12 protein-coding genes are annotated in these 18,208 nt (G+C 36.5%); 7 read left to right on the top strand and 5 right to left on the bottom strand.

Annotated features, from left to right (window positions below; translation table 11 throughout):
* Positions 1–4 precede the first annotated feature (4 nt).
* From D7004_RS03325 to D7004_RS03310, 4 genes are read left to right on the top strand one after another with little or no spacing between them, the layout of a single operon-like run.
* Positions 5–1,135 (top strand): glycoside hydrolase family 26 protein, encoded by a 1,131-nt coding sequence (locus tag D7004_RS03325; protein ID WP_123204454.1) that lies wholly within the window; start codon positions 5–7, stop codon positions 1,133–1,135.
* Positions 1,136–1,165: 30 nt separating this feature from the next.
* Positions 1,166–2,992, top strand: coding sequence for a sodium:solute symporter family protein (locus D7004_RS03320; RefSeq protein WP_123204453.1), 1,827 nt, complete (start codon positions 1,166–1,168; stop codon positions 2,990–2,992).
* Positions 2,993–3,012: 20 nt separating this feature from the next.
* Positions 3,013–4,188 (top strand): glycoside hydrolase family 130 protein, encoded by a 1,176-nt coding sequence (locus D7004_RS03315; RefSeq protein WP_123204452.1) that lies wholly within the window; start codon positions 3,013–3,015, stop codon positions 4,186–4,188.
* Between the two features lie 9 nt (positions 4,189–4,197).
* Entirely contained in the window at positions 4,198–5,391 is a 1,194-nt protein-coding gene (locus D7004_RS03310; RefSeq protein ID WP_123204451.1) for an AGE family epimerase/isomerase, read from the top strand.
* Between the two features lie 431 nt (positions 5,392–5,822).
* Here D7004_RS03310 and D7004_RS03305 read toward each other — a convergent pair whose 3' ends face one another.
* The 4 genes from D7004_RS03305 to D7004_RS03290 form a co-directional block, all read right to left on the bottom strand.
* Complete coding sequence (locus tag D7004_RS03305) at positions 5,823–7,691, bottom strand: sialate O-acetylesterase (protein WP_167459391.1); 1,869 nt, start codon at positions 7,689–7,691, stop codon at positions 5,823–5,825.
* A gap of 165 nt (positions 7,692–7,856) precedes the next feature.
* Entirely contained in the window at positions 7,857–8,225 is a 369-nt protein-coding gene (locus tag D7004_RS03300; protein ID WP_123204449.1) for a hypothetical protein, read from the bottom strand.
* Positions 8,226–9,073: 848 nt separating this feature from the next.
* Entirely contained in the window at positions 9,074–10,075 is a 1,002-nt protein-coding gene (locus D7004_RS03295; protein ID WP_123204448.1) for an SDR family oxidoreductase, read from the bottom strand.
* A 150-nt stretch (positions 10,076–10,225) separates the two neighbouring features.
* Positions 10,226–10,801, bottom strand: a complete 576-nt coding sequence (locus D7004_RS03290) for an RNA polymerase sigma factor (RefSeq protein WP_167459390.1) — start codon at positions 10,799–10,801, stop codon at positions 10,226–10,228.
* A 169-nt stretch (positions 10,802–10,970) separates the two neighbouring features.
* On the opposite strand from D7004_RS03290, the gene D7004_RS03285 reads away from it, so the two are divergent.
* The 3 genes from D7004_RS03285 to D7004_RS03275 all read left to right on the top strand — a co-directional run bounded on the left by D7004_RS03285 (position 10,971) and on the right by D7004_RS03275 (position 17,205).
* The gene (locus D7004_RS03285) at positions 10,971–12,131 is read left to right on the top strand and encodes a FecR family protein (protein ID WP_123204446.1); all 1,161 of its coding nucleotides are present in this window, start codon (positions 10,971–10,973) and stop codon (positions 12,129–12,131) included.
* Between the two features lie 115 nt (positions 12,132–12,246).
* Positions 12,247–15,750, top strand: a complete 3,504-nt coding sequence (locus tag D7004_RS03280; protein WP_123204445.1) for a SusC/RagA family TonB-linked outer membrane protein — start codon at positions 12,247–12,249, stop codon at positions 15,748–15,750.
* 21 nt (positions 15,751–15,771) lie between these two features.
* Entirely contained in the window at positions 15,772–17,205 is a 1,434-nt protein-coding gene (locus D7004_RS03275) for a RagB/SusD family nutrient uptake outer membrane protein (RefSeq protein WP_167459388.1), read from the top strand.
* Between the two features lie 60 nt (positions 17,206–17,265).
* Here the strand turns inward: D7004_RS03275 and D7004_RS03270 are convergent, their stop codons facing one another.
* Entirely contained in the window at positions 17,266–18,171 is a 906-nt protein-coding gene (locus D7004_RS03270) for a helix-turn-helix domain-containing protein (RefSeq protein WP_123204443.1), read from the bottom strand.
* Positions 18,172–18,208 lie beyond the last annotated feature (37 nt).

Genomic DNA, 18,208 nt, shown 5'->3' with positions numbered 1-18,208 from the left:
ACTGATGAAAAAAATTATACCACTTTGGCTTATTTTCTTATTTGCTGCGCTGAATATTTGTAACGCACAAAATGCCACTTTACAAAATTTTACTATTGATGCCAAAGCAACTACAGAAACAAAGGCTTTATTTTATAACCTAAAAAATGTATCAGGCAAAGGTGTTTTATTAGGTCAACAGGATGCTTTAATGTATGGTATTGGCTGGAAAGGTGAATTTGATAGAAGCGATGTTAAAAGTGTAACGGGTTCACATCCTGCACTTTTTGGCTGGGATTTAGAATCCATTGCGAAAGGCGATGGTTCAGAAACTCAAAGTGCCGAAAAACTTGAAAGTTATTGTTTACAAGCTTATAAAATGGGTGGAATAAATACTCTTAGCTGGCATGTTCAAAACTTTGTTACAGGTAAAAATTATTATGATACAACCAAGTGTGTTTCAGCTATTTTACCAGGCGGAGAAAAGCATAAGGAATTTACCGCTGCATTAGATAAAGTTGCTGCCTTTATAAAATCATTAAAAAGTGATAAGGGTGTAGCTGTTCCCGTTATTTTTCGCCCATTTCATGAAAATACAGGCAACTGGTTTTGGTGGGGCAAACCATTTTGTACCGCACAAGAATATAAAAGTTTATGGCAATTTACCGTTCAATACCTTCGGGATAAAAAGGGTTTACACAACATTCTGTATGCCTTTTCTCCGGATAGGATTTCTGGTAATTTCGATAATTATATGGAGCGCTATCCGGGAGATGATTATGTTGATGTTTTGGGCTTTGATAATTATTATGAATTAAAAGATATCAATGATGAAAAATCAGTTGAGTTAGCGGTAAAATCAATCGGGCAGATTTGTAATTATGCCTCATCCAAAAATAAAATTGCAGCATTAACAGAAACAGGTCAGGAGAAAATTGTGCAGCCAAATTGGTTTACGACGGTTTTTAACAAAATTATGAGTGACACCGCTGCATCCAAAATCTCTTACATCATGGTATGGCGAAATGCACATACCGGTCATTTTTATGCACCTTATCCCAGTCACCCAAGTGAGCCAGATTTCAAAAACTTTTACAATGATGCTCGCACACTCTTTCTTAACGATATCGGGAAAGAAATATATAAAGTAAAATAAACAAAATAATTAAAGAGAAATCACCCTATAATGAAGTTACAATTAATAGACGTTTTAATCATCATACTGTACTTGGCTACAATGATTTTCATTGGGTTTTGGTATAGAAAAAAGGCTAAACAAAATAAAGAAAGCTATATGATGGGCGGTAAATCACTCCCATGGTATAAACTTGGCTTAAGCGATGCATCAGACATGTTCGATATTAGCGGAACCATGTGGATGGTAGCGCTATGTTTTGTTTATGGCTTAAAAAGCATTTGGATTCCATGGCTTTGGCCGGTTTTCAACCAGGTTTTTATGATGATGTTCCTGAGCAAATGGCTGCGTAGAAGCAACGCAAATACCGGTGCAGAATGGTTACAAACTCGTTTTGGTAGCATTGGGAAAGGCGTTAAAGGCTCGCATATCGTGGTTATTGCATTTGCGCTTATTAGTTGCTTTGGGTTTTTGGCTTATGGATTTATCGGATTGGGAAAGTTTATGGAGATTTTCATTCCCTGGGAGTATGTAAAAGCTTACGTTCCGTTTGAAGTTTCTGCCCGGTATGTGCCACATTTTTACGGAATTGTGTTTACACTTTTCGCCATGTTCTATTCCATTTTGGGTGGTATGCATAGTATTGTTTTAGGTGATATGATTAAATATGCCTTCATGACGATTGGTTGTGTTGCAATTGCTGTTATCGCCATGAATCACCTCCACGGGCAAACTTTAAACGTGCCAAAAGGTTGGGACGACCCATTTTTTAGCTGGAAACTGGATTTAGATTGGAGTAAAATCGCTGCCGATGCCAATAAAAAAATTGCCGATGATGGTTTTAGTTTATTCGGAATTTTCTTCGGAATGATGTTGCTAAAAGGAGTTTTTGCATCACTGGCCGGACCAGCACCAAATTACGATATGCAGAAGGTTTTAAGCACCCGAAGCCCTAAAGATGCAAGTAAAATGACAGGTTTTGTTAGCATTATTTTATTGCCAATTCGGTATTCGATGGTTATTGGTTTAACCGTTTTAGCGCTTCTATACTACAATCAAATTTATTTAAAAGGTCCGGATGGTGTTACGGATTTCGAAAGAATTTTGCCGGCTACAATCAATAATTTTCTTCCTGTTGGTATTTTAGGTATTGTGCTTACAGGCTTATTAGGTGCATTTATGGGTACTTTTAGTGGAACTTTAAATGCTGCGCAGGCTTATATTGTAAATGATATATATCTAAAATACATCAATCCGCAAGCCAGTACCAAAAAGGTTATCAACATGAATTATATTGTCGGTGTAGTGGTTGTTGCCATCGGTGTAATCCTTGGTTTTTTTGCTAATAACGTTAATGATATTCTTCAATGGATAGTGGGCGGTTTGTATGGAGGTTATGTTGCAGCCAATTGTTTAAAATGGTACTGGTGGCGCTTTAATGCCAATGGATTTTTCTGTGGTATGGCAGTTGGTATTGCAGCAGCTTTGGCTATGCCATATCTAACAACTGGTTTACCACTTTATTGGTGGCCACTGTTATTTGTACTTTCATTAATAGGTTGTATTGTGGGTACTTATGCAGCTCCGCCAACCGATGAAGCCGTACTTAAATCATTTTACAAAACCGTGAGGCCATGGGGTTTTTGGAAACCTGTGCATAATTTAGTAATGGCTGATGACCCAACTTTTCAGGCCAATAAGAGATTTAAACTAGATATGTTTAATGTTGTGCTGGGTATAATTGCTCAATTGTGCTTAACCATATTGCCAATGTACCTCATTTTAAGCATGCACACTCCACTCTTTATAACGATTGCCGTACTCGCTATAATCGTATTCATTTTGAAAAAAACCTGGTGGAATAAATTAGAAGATTAAAAAAGATATAGAATTTTTTTATGATAGATTTTGAAAAAAGAAAGCAGCAATTAGAAGAAAACTTTAAACACGTAATTGCACTTAAAAATAATAAGGCAGATATAGGCAATGGTATTTTCGACAGATACGAAAATCCAATTCTAACAGCTGCACATGCGCCGTTAAATTGGAAATATGATTTTAATCCGGAAACAAACCCCTACTTGTTAGAGCGCATTGGTATTAATGCAACTTTTAACGCTGGCGCGATAAAATTTAATAACAAATATATTTTATTGGTTAGGGTAGAAGGAGCCGACCGAAAATCGTTCTTTGGTGTTGCCGAAAGCGATAACGGAATTGATAATTTTACCTTCTGGGATGAGCCTGTAACGCTTCCTGAAACAAACGAGCCCGATACCAACGTTTATGATATGCGAATTATGTTGCATGAGGATGGTTGGATGTATGGCTTATTTTGCACCGAAAGAAAAGACCCCAGTGCTCCAGCTCACGATCAATCTATGGCGGTTGCACAGTGTGGCATAGTGCGTACCAAAGATTTAAAAACCTGGGAGCGTTTGGCTGATTTAAAAACACCATCACCACAGCAGAGGAATGTAGTACTTCACCCAGAATTTGTAGATGGAAAGTATGCTTTTTATACTCGTCCGCAGGATGGTTTTATAGAAAGCGGCACCGGTGGTGGAATTGGTTTTGGTTTAAGCGATTCGATAGAAAATGCTGTTATCGATAAAGAATTAATTGTCGATAATAAAAATTACCACACCGTTTACGAAGCTAAAAATGGCATGGGTCCAGAACCAATCAAAACAGAACATGGTTGGCTGTTTTTGGCTCATGGCGTGAGGAATACTGCTGCAGGTTTACGCTATGTGTTATATATGTTTATGACAGATTTGAACGATTTAACCAAGGTAATTTATAAGCCTGCCGGTTACTTTTTAGCTCCAGAAGGAGAAGAACGAATTGGAGATGTATCGAATGTAGTGTTCAGCAATGGATGGATTTTGGATGATGATGGCAAAGTTTTTATCTATTATGCATCTTCGGATACGAGAATGCATGTTGCAACCAGTACTTTACCCATACTGCTTGACTATGTGATGAACACACCAGCTGATGAATTGCGTTCTGCAGCTACCGTAAACAGAATTTTAGACAATATTGAGAAAAATAGAGTTGTTAGTAATTAATAGATAGGTTTGAGATTGGAATTAGAAAAATATCAGGAAGAATTAAGCCAGGAGCTCGACAATATTCTATACTATTGGAAGCACTTTGCAGTAGATGAGATTAATGGAGGTTTTGTAGGAAAAATCGATAATTACAATAACATTAATTTTTCTGCACCAAAAGGTAGTGTGCTTAATGCAAGGATTCTTTGGTCTTTTTCTGCAGCTCATAATTTAAAGGCGAATCCAGAATACTTGGAAATTGCCCATCGGGCTTTTAATTACATAACAAATTTTTTTATTGATAAAGTTTATGGTGGCGTTTATTGGCTAATTGATGCTAAAGGAAAACCTGTTGATACCAAAAAGCAAGTTTACGCCAACGCATTTACCATTTATGCATTTAGTGAATATTATATAGCCAGCCAGAATGAAGATGCTAAAACAATGGCAATTAAGCTGTACAACGATTTAATCAATCATAGTTTTGATGATAAAAACGGCGGGTATTTTGAAGCTTTCAATAGGGAATGGAAATCGTTAGATGATTTACGCTTGAGTGCTAAAGATGCCAACGAAAAGAAAACAATGAACACCCATTTGCATGTTCTAGAAGCGTTTACAACACTTTACCGCAATTGGCCCGATGAGGATTTGAAGCAAAAAATCATCGGTTTAATTAACGACTTTTTAATCCACATCATACATCCTGAAACAGGAAACCTAATCTTGTTTTTTGATGAAAATTGGCAAGCTAAATCAGATATAATTTCTTACGGACATGATATTGAGGCATCATGGTTGCTTCTGGAGGCAACAGAGGCAGTAGGAGACGAGGCACTAATTGCATCAGTAAAATCCATATCAGTAAAAATAGCGGAAGTTTCTATCAATGGTTTGGATGCTGATGGAAGTTTGTGGTATGAATATGAACCTGCTGAAAACCATATTATCAAAGAGAAACATTGGTGGGTACAGGCAGAGGCTATGGTTGGTTTTTTTAATGCCTGGCAAATTACAAATGACGAAAAATTCTTAAATATCAGCCTTCAAAACTGGTTGTTCGTAAAGAACAAAATTATAGATTACGATAAAGGAGAGTGGTTTTGGGGCATTACAGCAGGTGGAGAAATAATGCCAAAGGAAGATAAAGTTGGCGTTTGGAAATGCCCATACCACAATAGCCGGGCTTGCATAGAATTAATTAAAAGAATAGGAAATTAAGATCTTCGATTATGATATCGTGATTTAAAACATTAAGAAATCAAGAGAATAGTGATTAGACCATCTCTTTACGAAAACCTGTTTCATAAGCGAGTGACCATCACTCACAAGGCCATTAAATCCCTCTCTTCAAGGAGAGGGATAGCACAAAATAAGCCAAACCAAAAACTTTAACAGGGTGAGGTTTTCAGCTCATTAATTTTGAAACATAGTTTTTTAACCTCGCCCTATGAAAGGTGGTGGTTGTTTATTGAGCATCGCTTCCCTCTTCTTGAAGATAGGGAGATGAAAACCTGTTTTATAAGCGAGTGATCACCACTCACCAGCCCATTTAATCCCTCTCTTAAAGGAGAGGGATAGCACAAAATTAGCCAAACCAAATATTTTAATAGGGTGAGGTAAAAACAGATGACAATCCTAATAACCTAAATTTATTTCTTTCCATATGAGATTCCTTTCCAATCATCTGTTCTGAATGGAAATAATGGTAATCCTTTCGAGTTAATCACATTGGCTTCGGCAGGATTATCTTCCCATGCGTAGCGAACAGCTATTGGATCCTGAACCTTATCGCTACTAACATCTATCGTATTTTTACTGGTGATTTTTGCATTTGCCCAGTACCAAACTTTATTTGCTCCGGCAATTTGAAAGTTACCCAATATGCCCGACTTCGATTTCAGCCCATCATAAACATTTTTAAATTTAAGCTGTATTGAATTGCCATTTATCTTGAAACTTTCGTATGATGAACTCAACGAATCAGCATCTAGATTGTAAACCTGTTTTTCGGCTAAAAGCGCCAATCTTCTGCCAACCTCTTGTTTATTTTTAGGGTGAATATTTGCTGCATCGCCAACATCAATTGCGGTAACCATTCCAGTATTTTCAACCTTTTGGGTTAAGTCCTGAGCTTCTCTAACTTCAGCTAAATAAGAATCAGCAGGGTTATCGCTTTTTTTATGGTAATTGGCCAGTTGTACGAAAAGAAACGGAAAATCTTTGTCCTTAAATTTCATCCTCCAATCTGAAATCATCCTTGGAAAAAGCTCACGATATTGATATCCTCTATCCCAATTGCTTTCTCCTTGATACCACAACACACCTTTAATACTTAAATCAACTAGAGGGCTAATCATATTATTATACATAAGCGTCGGCAACGTGTTCGGATTGATTTGCTTTTCAGGTCGATTATAAGTTGTTAATTTGTAGCCAATTTTGTACTTCCATTCGCCTGCTAAATTAGTCGTTTTTTCATTCGTATAAATATAGAATTGATCTGCTTTGTTAGAGAAGCCACCATCGCCGCCATAATTTTCAATACGAACCGTGATAGTATTTTTACCAATTTTTAAAAGCTTTTTTGGGATGGTATAGTTTCGAACTTTACCCCATGCATCATCGGTTTCTCCTATCAACACGCCGTTGAAAAAGGTTTTATCTGCATTTAAAATTACACCTAAATTCAGTATTGCATTTTGTTGTAAATCTTTCTCCGTAAGCTCAACCTCTTTCTTAAACCAAACAATGCCATCCATTTCCCATAAATCTGGTTTTCCTGTAAATTCCCATCCGTTAGGCATGTTGATGTTGTTCCAGTTTGAGCTGTTTGCATTGCCCCAGATATAATTCCCGTCTTTAAAGCCTTCATCCTGACGGTTAAAATCAGCTACCCATTTATTATTCAGCAATCGCTGGTTTTTATTGTAGGTGGCGGTGTCAAACTTTGAAACTTCCTGTGCTTTTTTACCAAAGGTTTCTTCGTTTAATAAGCCATCCTTACATATCCAACTTTCGATAACCGTGCCACCCCAGCTTGCATTTATTAAACCGATAGGAACCTTTAAATCCTGGTTAATTCTTCTGCCAAAAAAGTAGCCGATAGCCGAAAAGTATTTTGCATTATCACTTGTACACAAATTCCAGCTTCCTTTAGTATCCTCTTTCTCGGTGAGCGAAATTTGCTTATCAATGCTATACAATCTTATTTGTGGATAATTAGCTGCATTTACCTCTCTATCTGCGTTGAAAACATCTTTAAGATTAAATTCCATGTTTGATTGACCTGAGCAAATCCACAGATCGCCAATTAAAATATTTGAAAGGGTAATTTTATTTTCGCCAGTTAATACCATTTGGTAAGGACCGCCAGCTTTCATTTTAGGCATGGTAATTTCCCACTTTCCTGAACTTGATGTTGTAGTTGTAAAATCTTTTTCGGCAAATTTCAATACAATTTTTTCGCCTGGTGTGCCATATCCCCAAATTTTTATAGGCTTTTCTCTTTGGAGCACCATATTGTTTCCAACAAGGCTAGGAAGCTTGATTGTTGCGAAACCAGAAAAGCTTAAGCAGCTTAAGCATATAAATAAAATGATTTTAATCATTAGGAAAAATACTGAAATGGCCGTGGAAGAAGTATGCAAATTTTATCTAAAAGTGATGATAAAACGCATTGATATCTAGATAAGAAAGCTTGTAAATTTATGCAAAATGAACCTTCTTAACATCTTTATGCCGAAAACTCCTGATATAAAAACAGCAACCATTGTATAATCATCTATATCACAATTAATTGCACTATATGCGCCAAATCGGCCTGGACTTGTCACTTGCGTGATAGGATTTCTAATGTTACAAGAAGTTCCTGTATTTCCAGGAGGTAAGCAAAACATAGAAACATCACCATTAAATGGAATGAAGGAATTATAATCAGAACTAAAAAGTATTTGGTTTTGGAACAGCACACCATCACTAATCCTTCTGCATCCAGTTTGTCCAAATGCATTAATAGAAATTACAATAAGCAAGAATGTAATTAGTTTGGTCATGCATCATTTACGAAAACTAACAATTAGCAAGTTTTCGTAAATGGCGAATGAACAGAAATGAACAAGCGTGTAATTTGTTCATTATTTTAATATGTGATTTACTTGATACCTTAAGTTCGATTCTGAAACTTAATATTTTACTGTTTTATTGCCATATTGCTTGTACGACACGTCTTGCTGAATTTAGTTCAGCATCTTTCCTGCAATGAAGACCCTGAAATAAATTCAGGGTGACGTTGACTAAAAGAAACAGTTTATTAATTATGTGAAGAAATGAATATCTAACTGAGGGTAATAATTTTTTGGAAACTTACGTTCAGTAATTCTTTTGGTTTTCCTGTCCTGCTTTTCGTTTCAAGTCCGCTCCCGATGAAAAATCGGGATTGCGGGCTTTACACTGCAATCAGGTTTAGCTAACAAAAGTAAGGTGCTTTTAGCATTAGAACACCTTATTGTTCTTTACCTCATTGCAAACGCAATATTCCGTGAATTTTGTGTTTCTGTGGCAATCTAAATAAGCTGATATTGATTCTAAAACTTAATATTTTGTTGCTTGTACGAAATGTCTTGCTTGATTTATTTCAGCATCGTTCCTGCAAAAAAGACCCTGAAATAAATTCAGGGTGACGTAAACTAAAAAAAGTAGCTCATTAATGATGTGAATGAAATTAATAATGGAAGTCAGGCTAATAAAATTTCAATTGAACAACAATTTCAGATTGGATGTCAATTGGCATCTAAATCGTTAAAAATCTTACCATCTCGATCAAACAAGATTCGAGACAGTAAGATTTAAAATTGGTTGAAACTAATAAGTAATTGGCAACTGAAAATCGACAACTACCTATCTAAGGTTGGCCACCACCGCCCATTGCACCGTAAATTTGTCCTGTTGAATAACTTGCGCCATTATCTGCAAGCTGAACATAAATCGAAGCCAATTCTGCCGGCTGTCCTGGTCTACCCATTGGAGTTGCTTTACCAAACTGCATTAATTTTTCATTTGTAGCACCACCAGCAACCTGCAGTGGTGTCCAAATCGGACCAGGAGCAACACCATTTACACGCACACCTTTTGGAGCTAAAAATTTAGCTAATGAACGTACTGTACTTGTGTTTGCTGCTTTAGTTTGTGCATAATCAAACAATTCTGGAGATGGGTCTGTGGCTTGTTCTGATGTTGTAACAATAATACTCGAGCCTGGGTTTAAATGTGGAATAGCTGCTTTTAACAACCAAAATGGCCCGTAAATATTTGTTTTCATCGTTGCATCGAAATCTTCGCTACTGATATCTAAAATTGATGGTTTGGTTTGTTGGCGAGCTGCATTACTCACTACAATGTCCAGTCCGCCCATGCGTTTTACGCTATCTTCAACTAGACGTTTGCAAAAGGTCTCTTCACGTAAATCTCCAGGAATGGCATAGCCTTTTCTGCCAGCTTTTGTAATTAAATCAATAACTTCTTTCGCGTCTTCTTCTTCGGCAGGCAAATAATTAATTACTACATCTGCACCTTCTCTGGCAAAGGCAATTGCTGCTGCTCTGCCCATTCCCGAATCTCCACCTGTAATTAGTGCTTTCCTTCCGGTTAATCTTCCCGAACCTTTATAACTTTTTTCACCATTGTCTGGCTGTGGATCCATTTTACTGGATAAACCAGGAAATGGCTGTTGTTGGGGCTTAAATGGAGGTCTTGGATATTTCGTAGTTGGATTTTCCATTCCTGCAAATCCATTGCTAGGTTCTATATTGCTTTCGGCACCGAAAGCGGGAGAAACTGCAAGTCCGGCTATACCTACGCCTAAACCTGTAACTGCTTCACGTCTTGTCATAAAATCGTTTTTCATAGGTTAAATGTTTTTCACTTTAATGACATCATTTAAGCATTAAAGGTTTTGAAAAGTAGTTAGGATAGCACTCTTATAAGGTGTGAGGTGTAGCTAGATAAACCTGCCTATTTGCATTTAGGCATAATTGAAAAATAGGAAGGGGAGATATTACAGAAACAGTACGTAAGAACCTTTTAACAATGATTTGATATGCTTTAAGGCAATTGTGATTTGATTTTCAACAGTTCTTTTTGAAATATTTAATTTCTCTGCAATTTCGGTGATGCTGAGTTCATCTTTTCTGCTAAGCAAATAAATTTCACGACATCTTTTAGGCAATTCATCTAAAGAGCGCAAAACCTTTTGGTCTAATTCCTCAACAAGGATTTTCTCATGACCATCATTTGTGGTCGAAACATGTGTATTGGTATCGTCTTGATCGTAATTTTCGATATAGCTTAATGTTACGGTTTTCTTTTGCTTAAATCTTCTGATGCTGTGATAGCTTGCGGCAGCAATTACGTAATTAATAAACGAATTAATGATTAGTTTATCTCTCTTATTCCAAATGTTTAAAAACACATCATGTGTAATTTCCATGGCAGCTTCTTCATCTTTTACATATCTAAAAGATACGCCATAAACTTTCGACCAATGGCGCTCGAAGAGCTCATTGAAGGCTTTTTCGTTATCACAAATTACACTTTGTAATAATTCAAAATCAGAAAGTTTACTGCTGGGCATAATTATATTTGAAAATAAATCTATGATTAAATAATCAGATAAAAAATAGCTTAAAGGCAATTGTAACATTCTAGTTAAAAAAAAATATTTTTTTTATGTGTGTGTCAATATCTTTTTTGTCTCTCTATCTATAATAGCCCCTGTAAACCAAATATTTTATAAATCTGTAATGACTGAAAACCAGTATTTAAGCCTCTGCGAAGCTTATCTTCAAGGGACATGTACCCAGGAAGAAGAAAATTTGCTTATTGCTTATCAGCAAGAAAAAGGATTGACGGATATTGACTTTTCGGTTCATAATAATCAGATAATAAAAGAAACAATCAAATCGAGGATTCAACAAAGCATCAAAAGCCAAAAAAAGCCATTGATTAAATTGCGATTGTTCAACTGGAAAGTTGCAGCATCAATAGCAGCTTTATTTGTTGTAACAACTTATTTTTTAGTTCGTAACACGAACGAATCGGTAACCAAGGCGCCAAAAATGGTTGCTAAAGCAGAAACCAAAAAAGCAATCGAAATTTTACCGGGTAGTACCAAAGCCACTTTAACATTAGCTGATGGTAAGAGCATCGATTTAACAAGCTCGAAAAACGGTGTCATTAGCACACAAAATAATTCAAACATTACTAAATCTGGCAACGGTCTTGTGGTATCGGGAAGTAATAATAATTCTATAACAGCCGCCAATACACTAAATAAAATAACCATTCCAAGAGGTGGGAAGTATGATGTAGTTTTACCAGATGGAACTCATGTTTGGCTAAACTCATCATCATCGCTAAGCTTTCCAAACGCATTTGCAGGTAATGAGCGTAAAGTTTTTTTAACCGGCGAAGCCTATTTCGAAGTGGCTAAAAATAAGGAAAAGCCTTTTAAAGTAGATGTAGCTGGCAAACAGGTTATAGAAGTTTTAGGAACACACTTTAATGTAACGGCGTTTGAAAATGATAAATTCATTGAAACAACTTTATTAGAGGGTTCGGTAAAAATAAATTACAATAAATCAAACATCAAGATTATTCCTGGTCAGATGGCAGTTAATAATCTAAAAGATAACCTTAAAATTATACCTGCAGATGTTGATGAAGTTATGGCCTGGACAAATGAAATGTTTGTTTTCAAGAATGAAAATATCAACTCTATAATGAAAAAGGTTTCTCGCTGGTATGATGTTGATGTGGATTTTAAAGGCGATGTTTCAGCAATCAATTTTGAAGGAAATTATGCACGTTCTAAAAGCCTGAAAAGCCTGCTTAAAAATTTCGAATTAACGGATAAAGTCCATTTTAAAATAGAAGGAAGGAGGATCACCGTTATCGCAAAATAACTACCTAAACCATAGATCCAAAAAACCGGAAGTGTTCTCAGCACTCCCGGAGTTGATTGGCTTAGCCAATACGGATCATATTAATCGTTCAAGCAATTAAATTAATCCTAACCAAATGTATAAAATTTTTACTCCACTTCATTGTGGGGATAGCCCTTGCTATAAGCAAAAGATCCTTAGAGTTATGAGACTCACCACTATAATAATACTCGCTGCTTTTATGCAGGTAAGCGCTGGCAGTTTTGCGCAGCTGGTAAGCATAAATGTTAAGGCAGCGCCTGTAAGAGATGTTCTTAGCCAGTTAACAAAACAAACCAGCTATAACTTTATTTGCGATGCGGCAGTTATTAACAGCGCTACACCCATTACATTAAAACTGAAAAATGCATCGCTGCAAACAGTTCTTGAAGCTTGCTTTTCAAAACAAAAAGTAGAGATGTTTTTTGGAGACAACTCGACGATTATCATCAAAAAAAATGACCAGATTATTAAACCTGTAATAGATGCCATTACCGTAAGTGGTAAAGTTACAGATAGTAAAGGCGGACCAATTCCTGGTGTAAGTGTGTTAATTAAGGGTACAAAAACCGGAGTAGTTTCTGATAATAATGGAAATTACAGCATAAAAGTTCCGGAAGGAAATGAAATACTCGTCTTTTCATTTATCGGGATGGTTAGTCAGGAAGTGCCGGTAACAAATAGAACTAGCATTAACGTAATCCTTTCAGAAACATTGCAATCACTTAACGATGTGGTGGTTGTAGGTTATGGTACGCAATCTCGCTCTACTGTAACCTCATCAATAACAAAGGTTGAAGGTAAAAATATTGGCAATCAGCCTGTTAGTACGCCAGGAGAAGCATTAGCCGGTCTTGCGGCAGGTGTCCAAGTGCAATCAGATCAGGGTGGAAAACCTGGTGCTGCACCAACGATAAGGGTTAGAGGAGTTAGTTCACTTAGTTCGTCAAACGATCCTTTATACGTTGTTGATGGTTATCCTTTACAAACTGGAGCCAACTTTAGCCTTATCAATCCAAGTGATATCGAATCTATTGAAGTTTTAAAAGATGCTGCTTCTGCTGCAATATATGGTTCAAGAGCGGCTAACGGTGTTGTTTTGGTAACCACAAAAAGAGGTAAGTCGGGAAAAACTGTATTTTCTGTTTCTGCATATTCTGGCATTCAGCAAGTAAATAAATACATTGATGTTTTATCTAAAGACCAATATGTACAACAAGTTAAAGCACTTAGCCGAATCAAAAATCTTCAATACCCTGCTATTTTAGATGGCGATATATCTAACTTACCTGATGTAGATTGGCAAAAGGAAATTTTTAGAACGGCCCCTATAAGAAGCTTTGAATTTAATGCATCTGGTGGTAGTGAAAAAGTTCGTTTTAGTGCTTCGGCAGGTATTTTTAAACAAAAAGGGGTTTTAATTGGTACGGAGTATAGCCGCTATACAACCCGTTTAAATCTCGATGCAGATGTAGTAAAAAATCTGAAATTTGGTTTTTCTGTTTCTCCATCTTATTCAGAGCAATACAGACAGCCTTCTTCTGGTCAGGCTAGTGGAGCAGGGGCAAATCCGAATGATTACATTATTGGTGTACCAGGCCTACTTGCCGATTTGAATTTGCCGAGTCCTTTAAACCAGGCCTTAACATTTCAGCCAATCGTTCCGGTATATCGGGCTAATGGCGATTTCGCTCAGCCTTATGATAGGGATTTGAACTACAATTTATCGCCAACAGCGGTATTTTCTGCCTCTAACTTTTACAATCCAGTTGGCATATTAAGTCAATCAATTAATCGTTCAAGAGCATTCAGAACACTGAGTAATGCATTTTTAGAATACGCACCAATAGAGGGTTTAAAGATAAAAAGTTATATCGGTGCTACATTAGAAAATGAAATTGTACACGGATATGTTCCAGGCACAATGGCTTACAGTTCTGCACCAACGGCATCGGGCGCTAATCCGCAACTTGCTGGTATTTTTGCCTCAGATAACGTTCGTAATAGCTTTGATTGGGTTTGGGAAAATACGGCAACCTATGATAAACAAATCGGGAAGCACCATTTTAATTTATTGGGTTTATTTTCTGCCCAGAAACTTGAAGCTCAAATCAACTATACCGCAGGTTTACCGGGTACATTTATCACAACATCAGTTCAAAGTCCGTTGGCTTCGCCAAATACGGTTGGAACTGAGCTTTTTGATGCGAATACTTTTGTTTCTTATGCAGGAAGATTCACTTACGATTATAACAAGAAATATTTATTTACTGCAGCCGTTCGTCAGGATGGGTCATCTCGATTTGGAACCAATAATAAATTTGCAGTATTTCCATCTTTTTCTGTGGGATGGAGATTGGCTGAGGAACCATTTTTAAAAGAACCACTTTTATCAATCGGGATTAATGAATTTAAATTGCGTGGTGGTTATGGAAGAACAGGTAACGCTAATATTGGAAGTTTTACCTACGTTAATTCCATCGCCTTAAACAAAAACTATTCTTTCGGTGGCGGCAGAGTATTTGGTACGCAACAAACTGGTTTTGCAAATCCGGATTTAACCTGGGAAAAAAATGACCAGACCAGCATTGGTACAGATATAGGATTATTACAAAATAAAATCGTGCTGACGTTTGATTATTTTATCCGAAACTCAAATGGAATGCTTTTGAACAAGGCTTTACCGCTTGATGTAGGTTACACAACATCATACCAGGCTAATCTTGGCAAGCTGGAAAACAAAGGTTTCGAATTTACGGCAAATACAAACTTTAAAATTGGAGCGGTTACCTGGAGTGCAAATGCTAATTTCTCGACATATAAAACAAAGGTGCTTGATTTGGGTGGACCAACCGCGTTGCCTGCAGTAAGAGCAATTAACGGATGGAACAATGTGTATCAGGTTAAAGTTGGCGAACCATTAGGCATTATGTACGGATATGAAATTGTTGGTGTGTTTAGAAACGCGAATGATTTAGCCAATAATCCAAAAGTAACGTCAGGAAACAATATTGGCGATTCTATGATAAAAGACCAGAATGGCGATGGAAAAATTGATGTAAATGACGTTACAGAACTTGGACATGGTTTACCAGATTTTACCTACGGATTAACCAATAGCTTTCAGTACAAAAATTTCGATTTGAGTATTTTAGTGCAAGGTGTTCAAGGTGTTAATATTATTAACGGAAACAACAGGCAAACCATAACTGGTAACAACAATCAAAACTCATTAAGTAAATATTTTAATAACTATTTCGATCCGGCTTTTCCAACAAGAGATGTTTTATATCCAAGTCCGGTTTCAACAGGGGCACTTCCCGGACCAGCTTTATCAAGTTTAGCGGTTGAAAATGGATCCTTCTTGCGGTTGAGAAATATCACTTTAGGATATCGCATTAATGATAATTTATTACAAAAAATAGCCATTAAATCTGCAAGGATATATGTAACTGCTCAAAATCCATTCCTTATCACTAAATATTCTGGCTATAATCCGGAGGCAAATATAATGGGTGGCGATCCTACAACTCCAGGTGTAGATCAGGGAACCTATCCAACTGCACGTACAATTATATTGGGTATCAATTTTGGATTTTAATTGCTTTAACACTAAATGATCATGAAAATTAATAAAATAATCATCTGCAGTATATCCTTACTTACTTTTAGTTTGGTTATAACGTCCTGCAAAAAATCTTTTGTAGAATTAACGCCGAAGGGTATTGTTCCGGTAAACACATTTTACAATACAGAAATTGATATAAAATCTGCTTTAACTGGTGCTTACAGTAGTTTGCGACCGATTTATAATGAACAATATGGTTTTGGAGAACTTCCATCAGATAATGCTCAAACGTATGGAGAAAGCGAAGTTTTGTATGGCGAACAAGATAAATTAACCTGGACGGCTAATTCAGCAAATTTACAGGGAGCCTGGGCAAGGTTTTATGCTGCCATTGCCTACGCAAACATTGTATTAGAGCATGTTGCTACACCGCCTATGACGGATGCAAACCGCAATAGTTATATCGGGCAAGCTAAATTTCTTCGTGCTTTAATGTATTTTAATTTGGTAAGAATGTTTGGTGGTGTGCCATTGGTTCTTAATGAGATTACATCAGAAAGCCAGGCTTATAGTTATAACCGGGCATCTGCCGCGGCAGTTTATGCACAAATAGAGAAAGACTTAACAGAAGCTGCAGCAGTTTTGCCGGCAAGTTATACCAGTGCAGATGTAGGTCGGGCAACAAGTATTGCAGCCAACGCACTTTTGGGTAAAGTATATATGTTTCAAAGTAAGTTTCCGCAAGCTGAAGCAATTCTTGCTACTGTTGCATCTACTTCTGGAACATTGTTGCCTTACGATCAAATTTTTGGACAGGGGAAAGATAACAACAGAGATATAATCTTTGCCGTTCAGTACATTGGTGGAGGTTTTGGAGAAGGCAATACTTTTGCGAGAAGTTTTGTGCCTCAACCATCGGGTACTACCATTACAGCGGTTACCGGAAATAGTAACAATAGCGGAACGCGGGATCTTTATACCACATTCGAACCTGGCGATAATCGCCTAAATACAGCAATTGGTGTGTACGCTTCTGGTACATTGATTTATTACTATGCTAAAAAGTTTGTTTACCAAAGTGTTGGTGCAAATAGCGAGGGCGATAACGATTGGCCGATTTTACGCTACAGCGATGTGATTTTATTGTATGCTGAAGCTTTGAACGAAAATAATAAAACAACGCAAGCATTAACGCAATTGAATCTTATTCGTACAAGATCTAATCTTGCACCTAAAACTGGTCTTTCTCAAACAGATGCAAGAGCAACCATACAACATGAAAGAAGGGTTGAACTTTGTTTTGAAGGAGAAAGATGGTTTGATTTAATTAGATGGGGAACCATGGTTCCAGTAATGCAAGCCCATAAAGCGAATTTTGTTCCTGCAAATGGTCAGATTGGAAATATTGTTTCAACATTGGCTTTGTATCCAATTCCAACCCGAGAAATTCAATTAAATAAAAACCTAACCCAAAATCCAGGTTACTAATATGTACAGTTTTCCGAAACCTTTTTCGGTTTCGGAAAACTGATTTAAATGAAAAATCGATTAGTTAAAACTGTTTCGGTATTCAATTGGTGTTAACTTCGTTTTGCTTTTAAATAACTTGCTAAACGATTGTGGATATTCAAAACCCAACTGGTATGCAATTTCACTAGCAGTTAAATTTGTACTCATTAAAATTTCTTTCGCTTTTTCAATGAGTTTATCATGTATGTGTTGCTGCGTATTTTGTCCGGTTACAGTTCTTAACATATCACTCAAATAGGCTGATGAAACATTTAATTCGCCGGCTAATTTTTCAACACTTGGTATGATGTAATCAGAATTCCCACTGAAGTATTGTTCTAAAATTGTTTCAAATTTAGTTAGTAAGTCGCTTTTTGCCATTTTCCTGGTAATAAATTGCCTGTTGTAAAAACGATTGCAATAGCTTAAAAGCAATTCGAGATTGGATACAATTACATCCTGACTAAAATTATCCAACCTGGATTCTATCTCTTTTTGAATGTTTTTTACAATTGTTTCTATTGTAACTTCTTCTTCAGCTGAAAGGTGTAAAGCCTCATTTACGGAATACGAAAAATATCCATAATTTTTTATTGCCGTACCTAATGGATATTGCACAATTAAACCGGGATGAAACATTAAAGACCATCCATCCATGTTTCTATCCTCATCTTTATCTACGCTTAGAATTTGGTTTGGCGCTATGAAAGACATGCTTCCATCATCAAAATCATAGTGGTTTCTACCATATTTTAATTTCCCTTTAAAGCCTCTTTTAATCGAAATATTGTAGAATGCGAAAAGCATTTTCTGGTCGCTAATATTATTGATTTTAGAATGATCTATAATGGTAATTAATGGATTTAACGGACTTGGTAAACCCATAAACGAATGCAGTTCCTTTACCGAATCTATTTTTTTGATGTTAGGAGATGTATTTTTCATTATCAAAACTAAAGCCTTTTTAAATTATGCTTTTGGG

Source organism: Pedobacter jejuensis (assembly GCF_003725795.1).
Lineage (GTDB): Bacteria > Bacteroidota > Bacteroidia > Sphingobacteriales > Sphingobacteriaceae > Pedobacter > Pedobacter jejuensis.
This window is presented reverse-complemented; position numbering and strand designations above follow the sequence as displayed.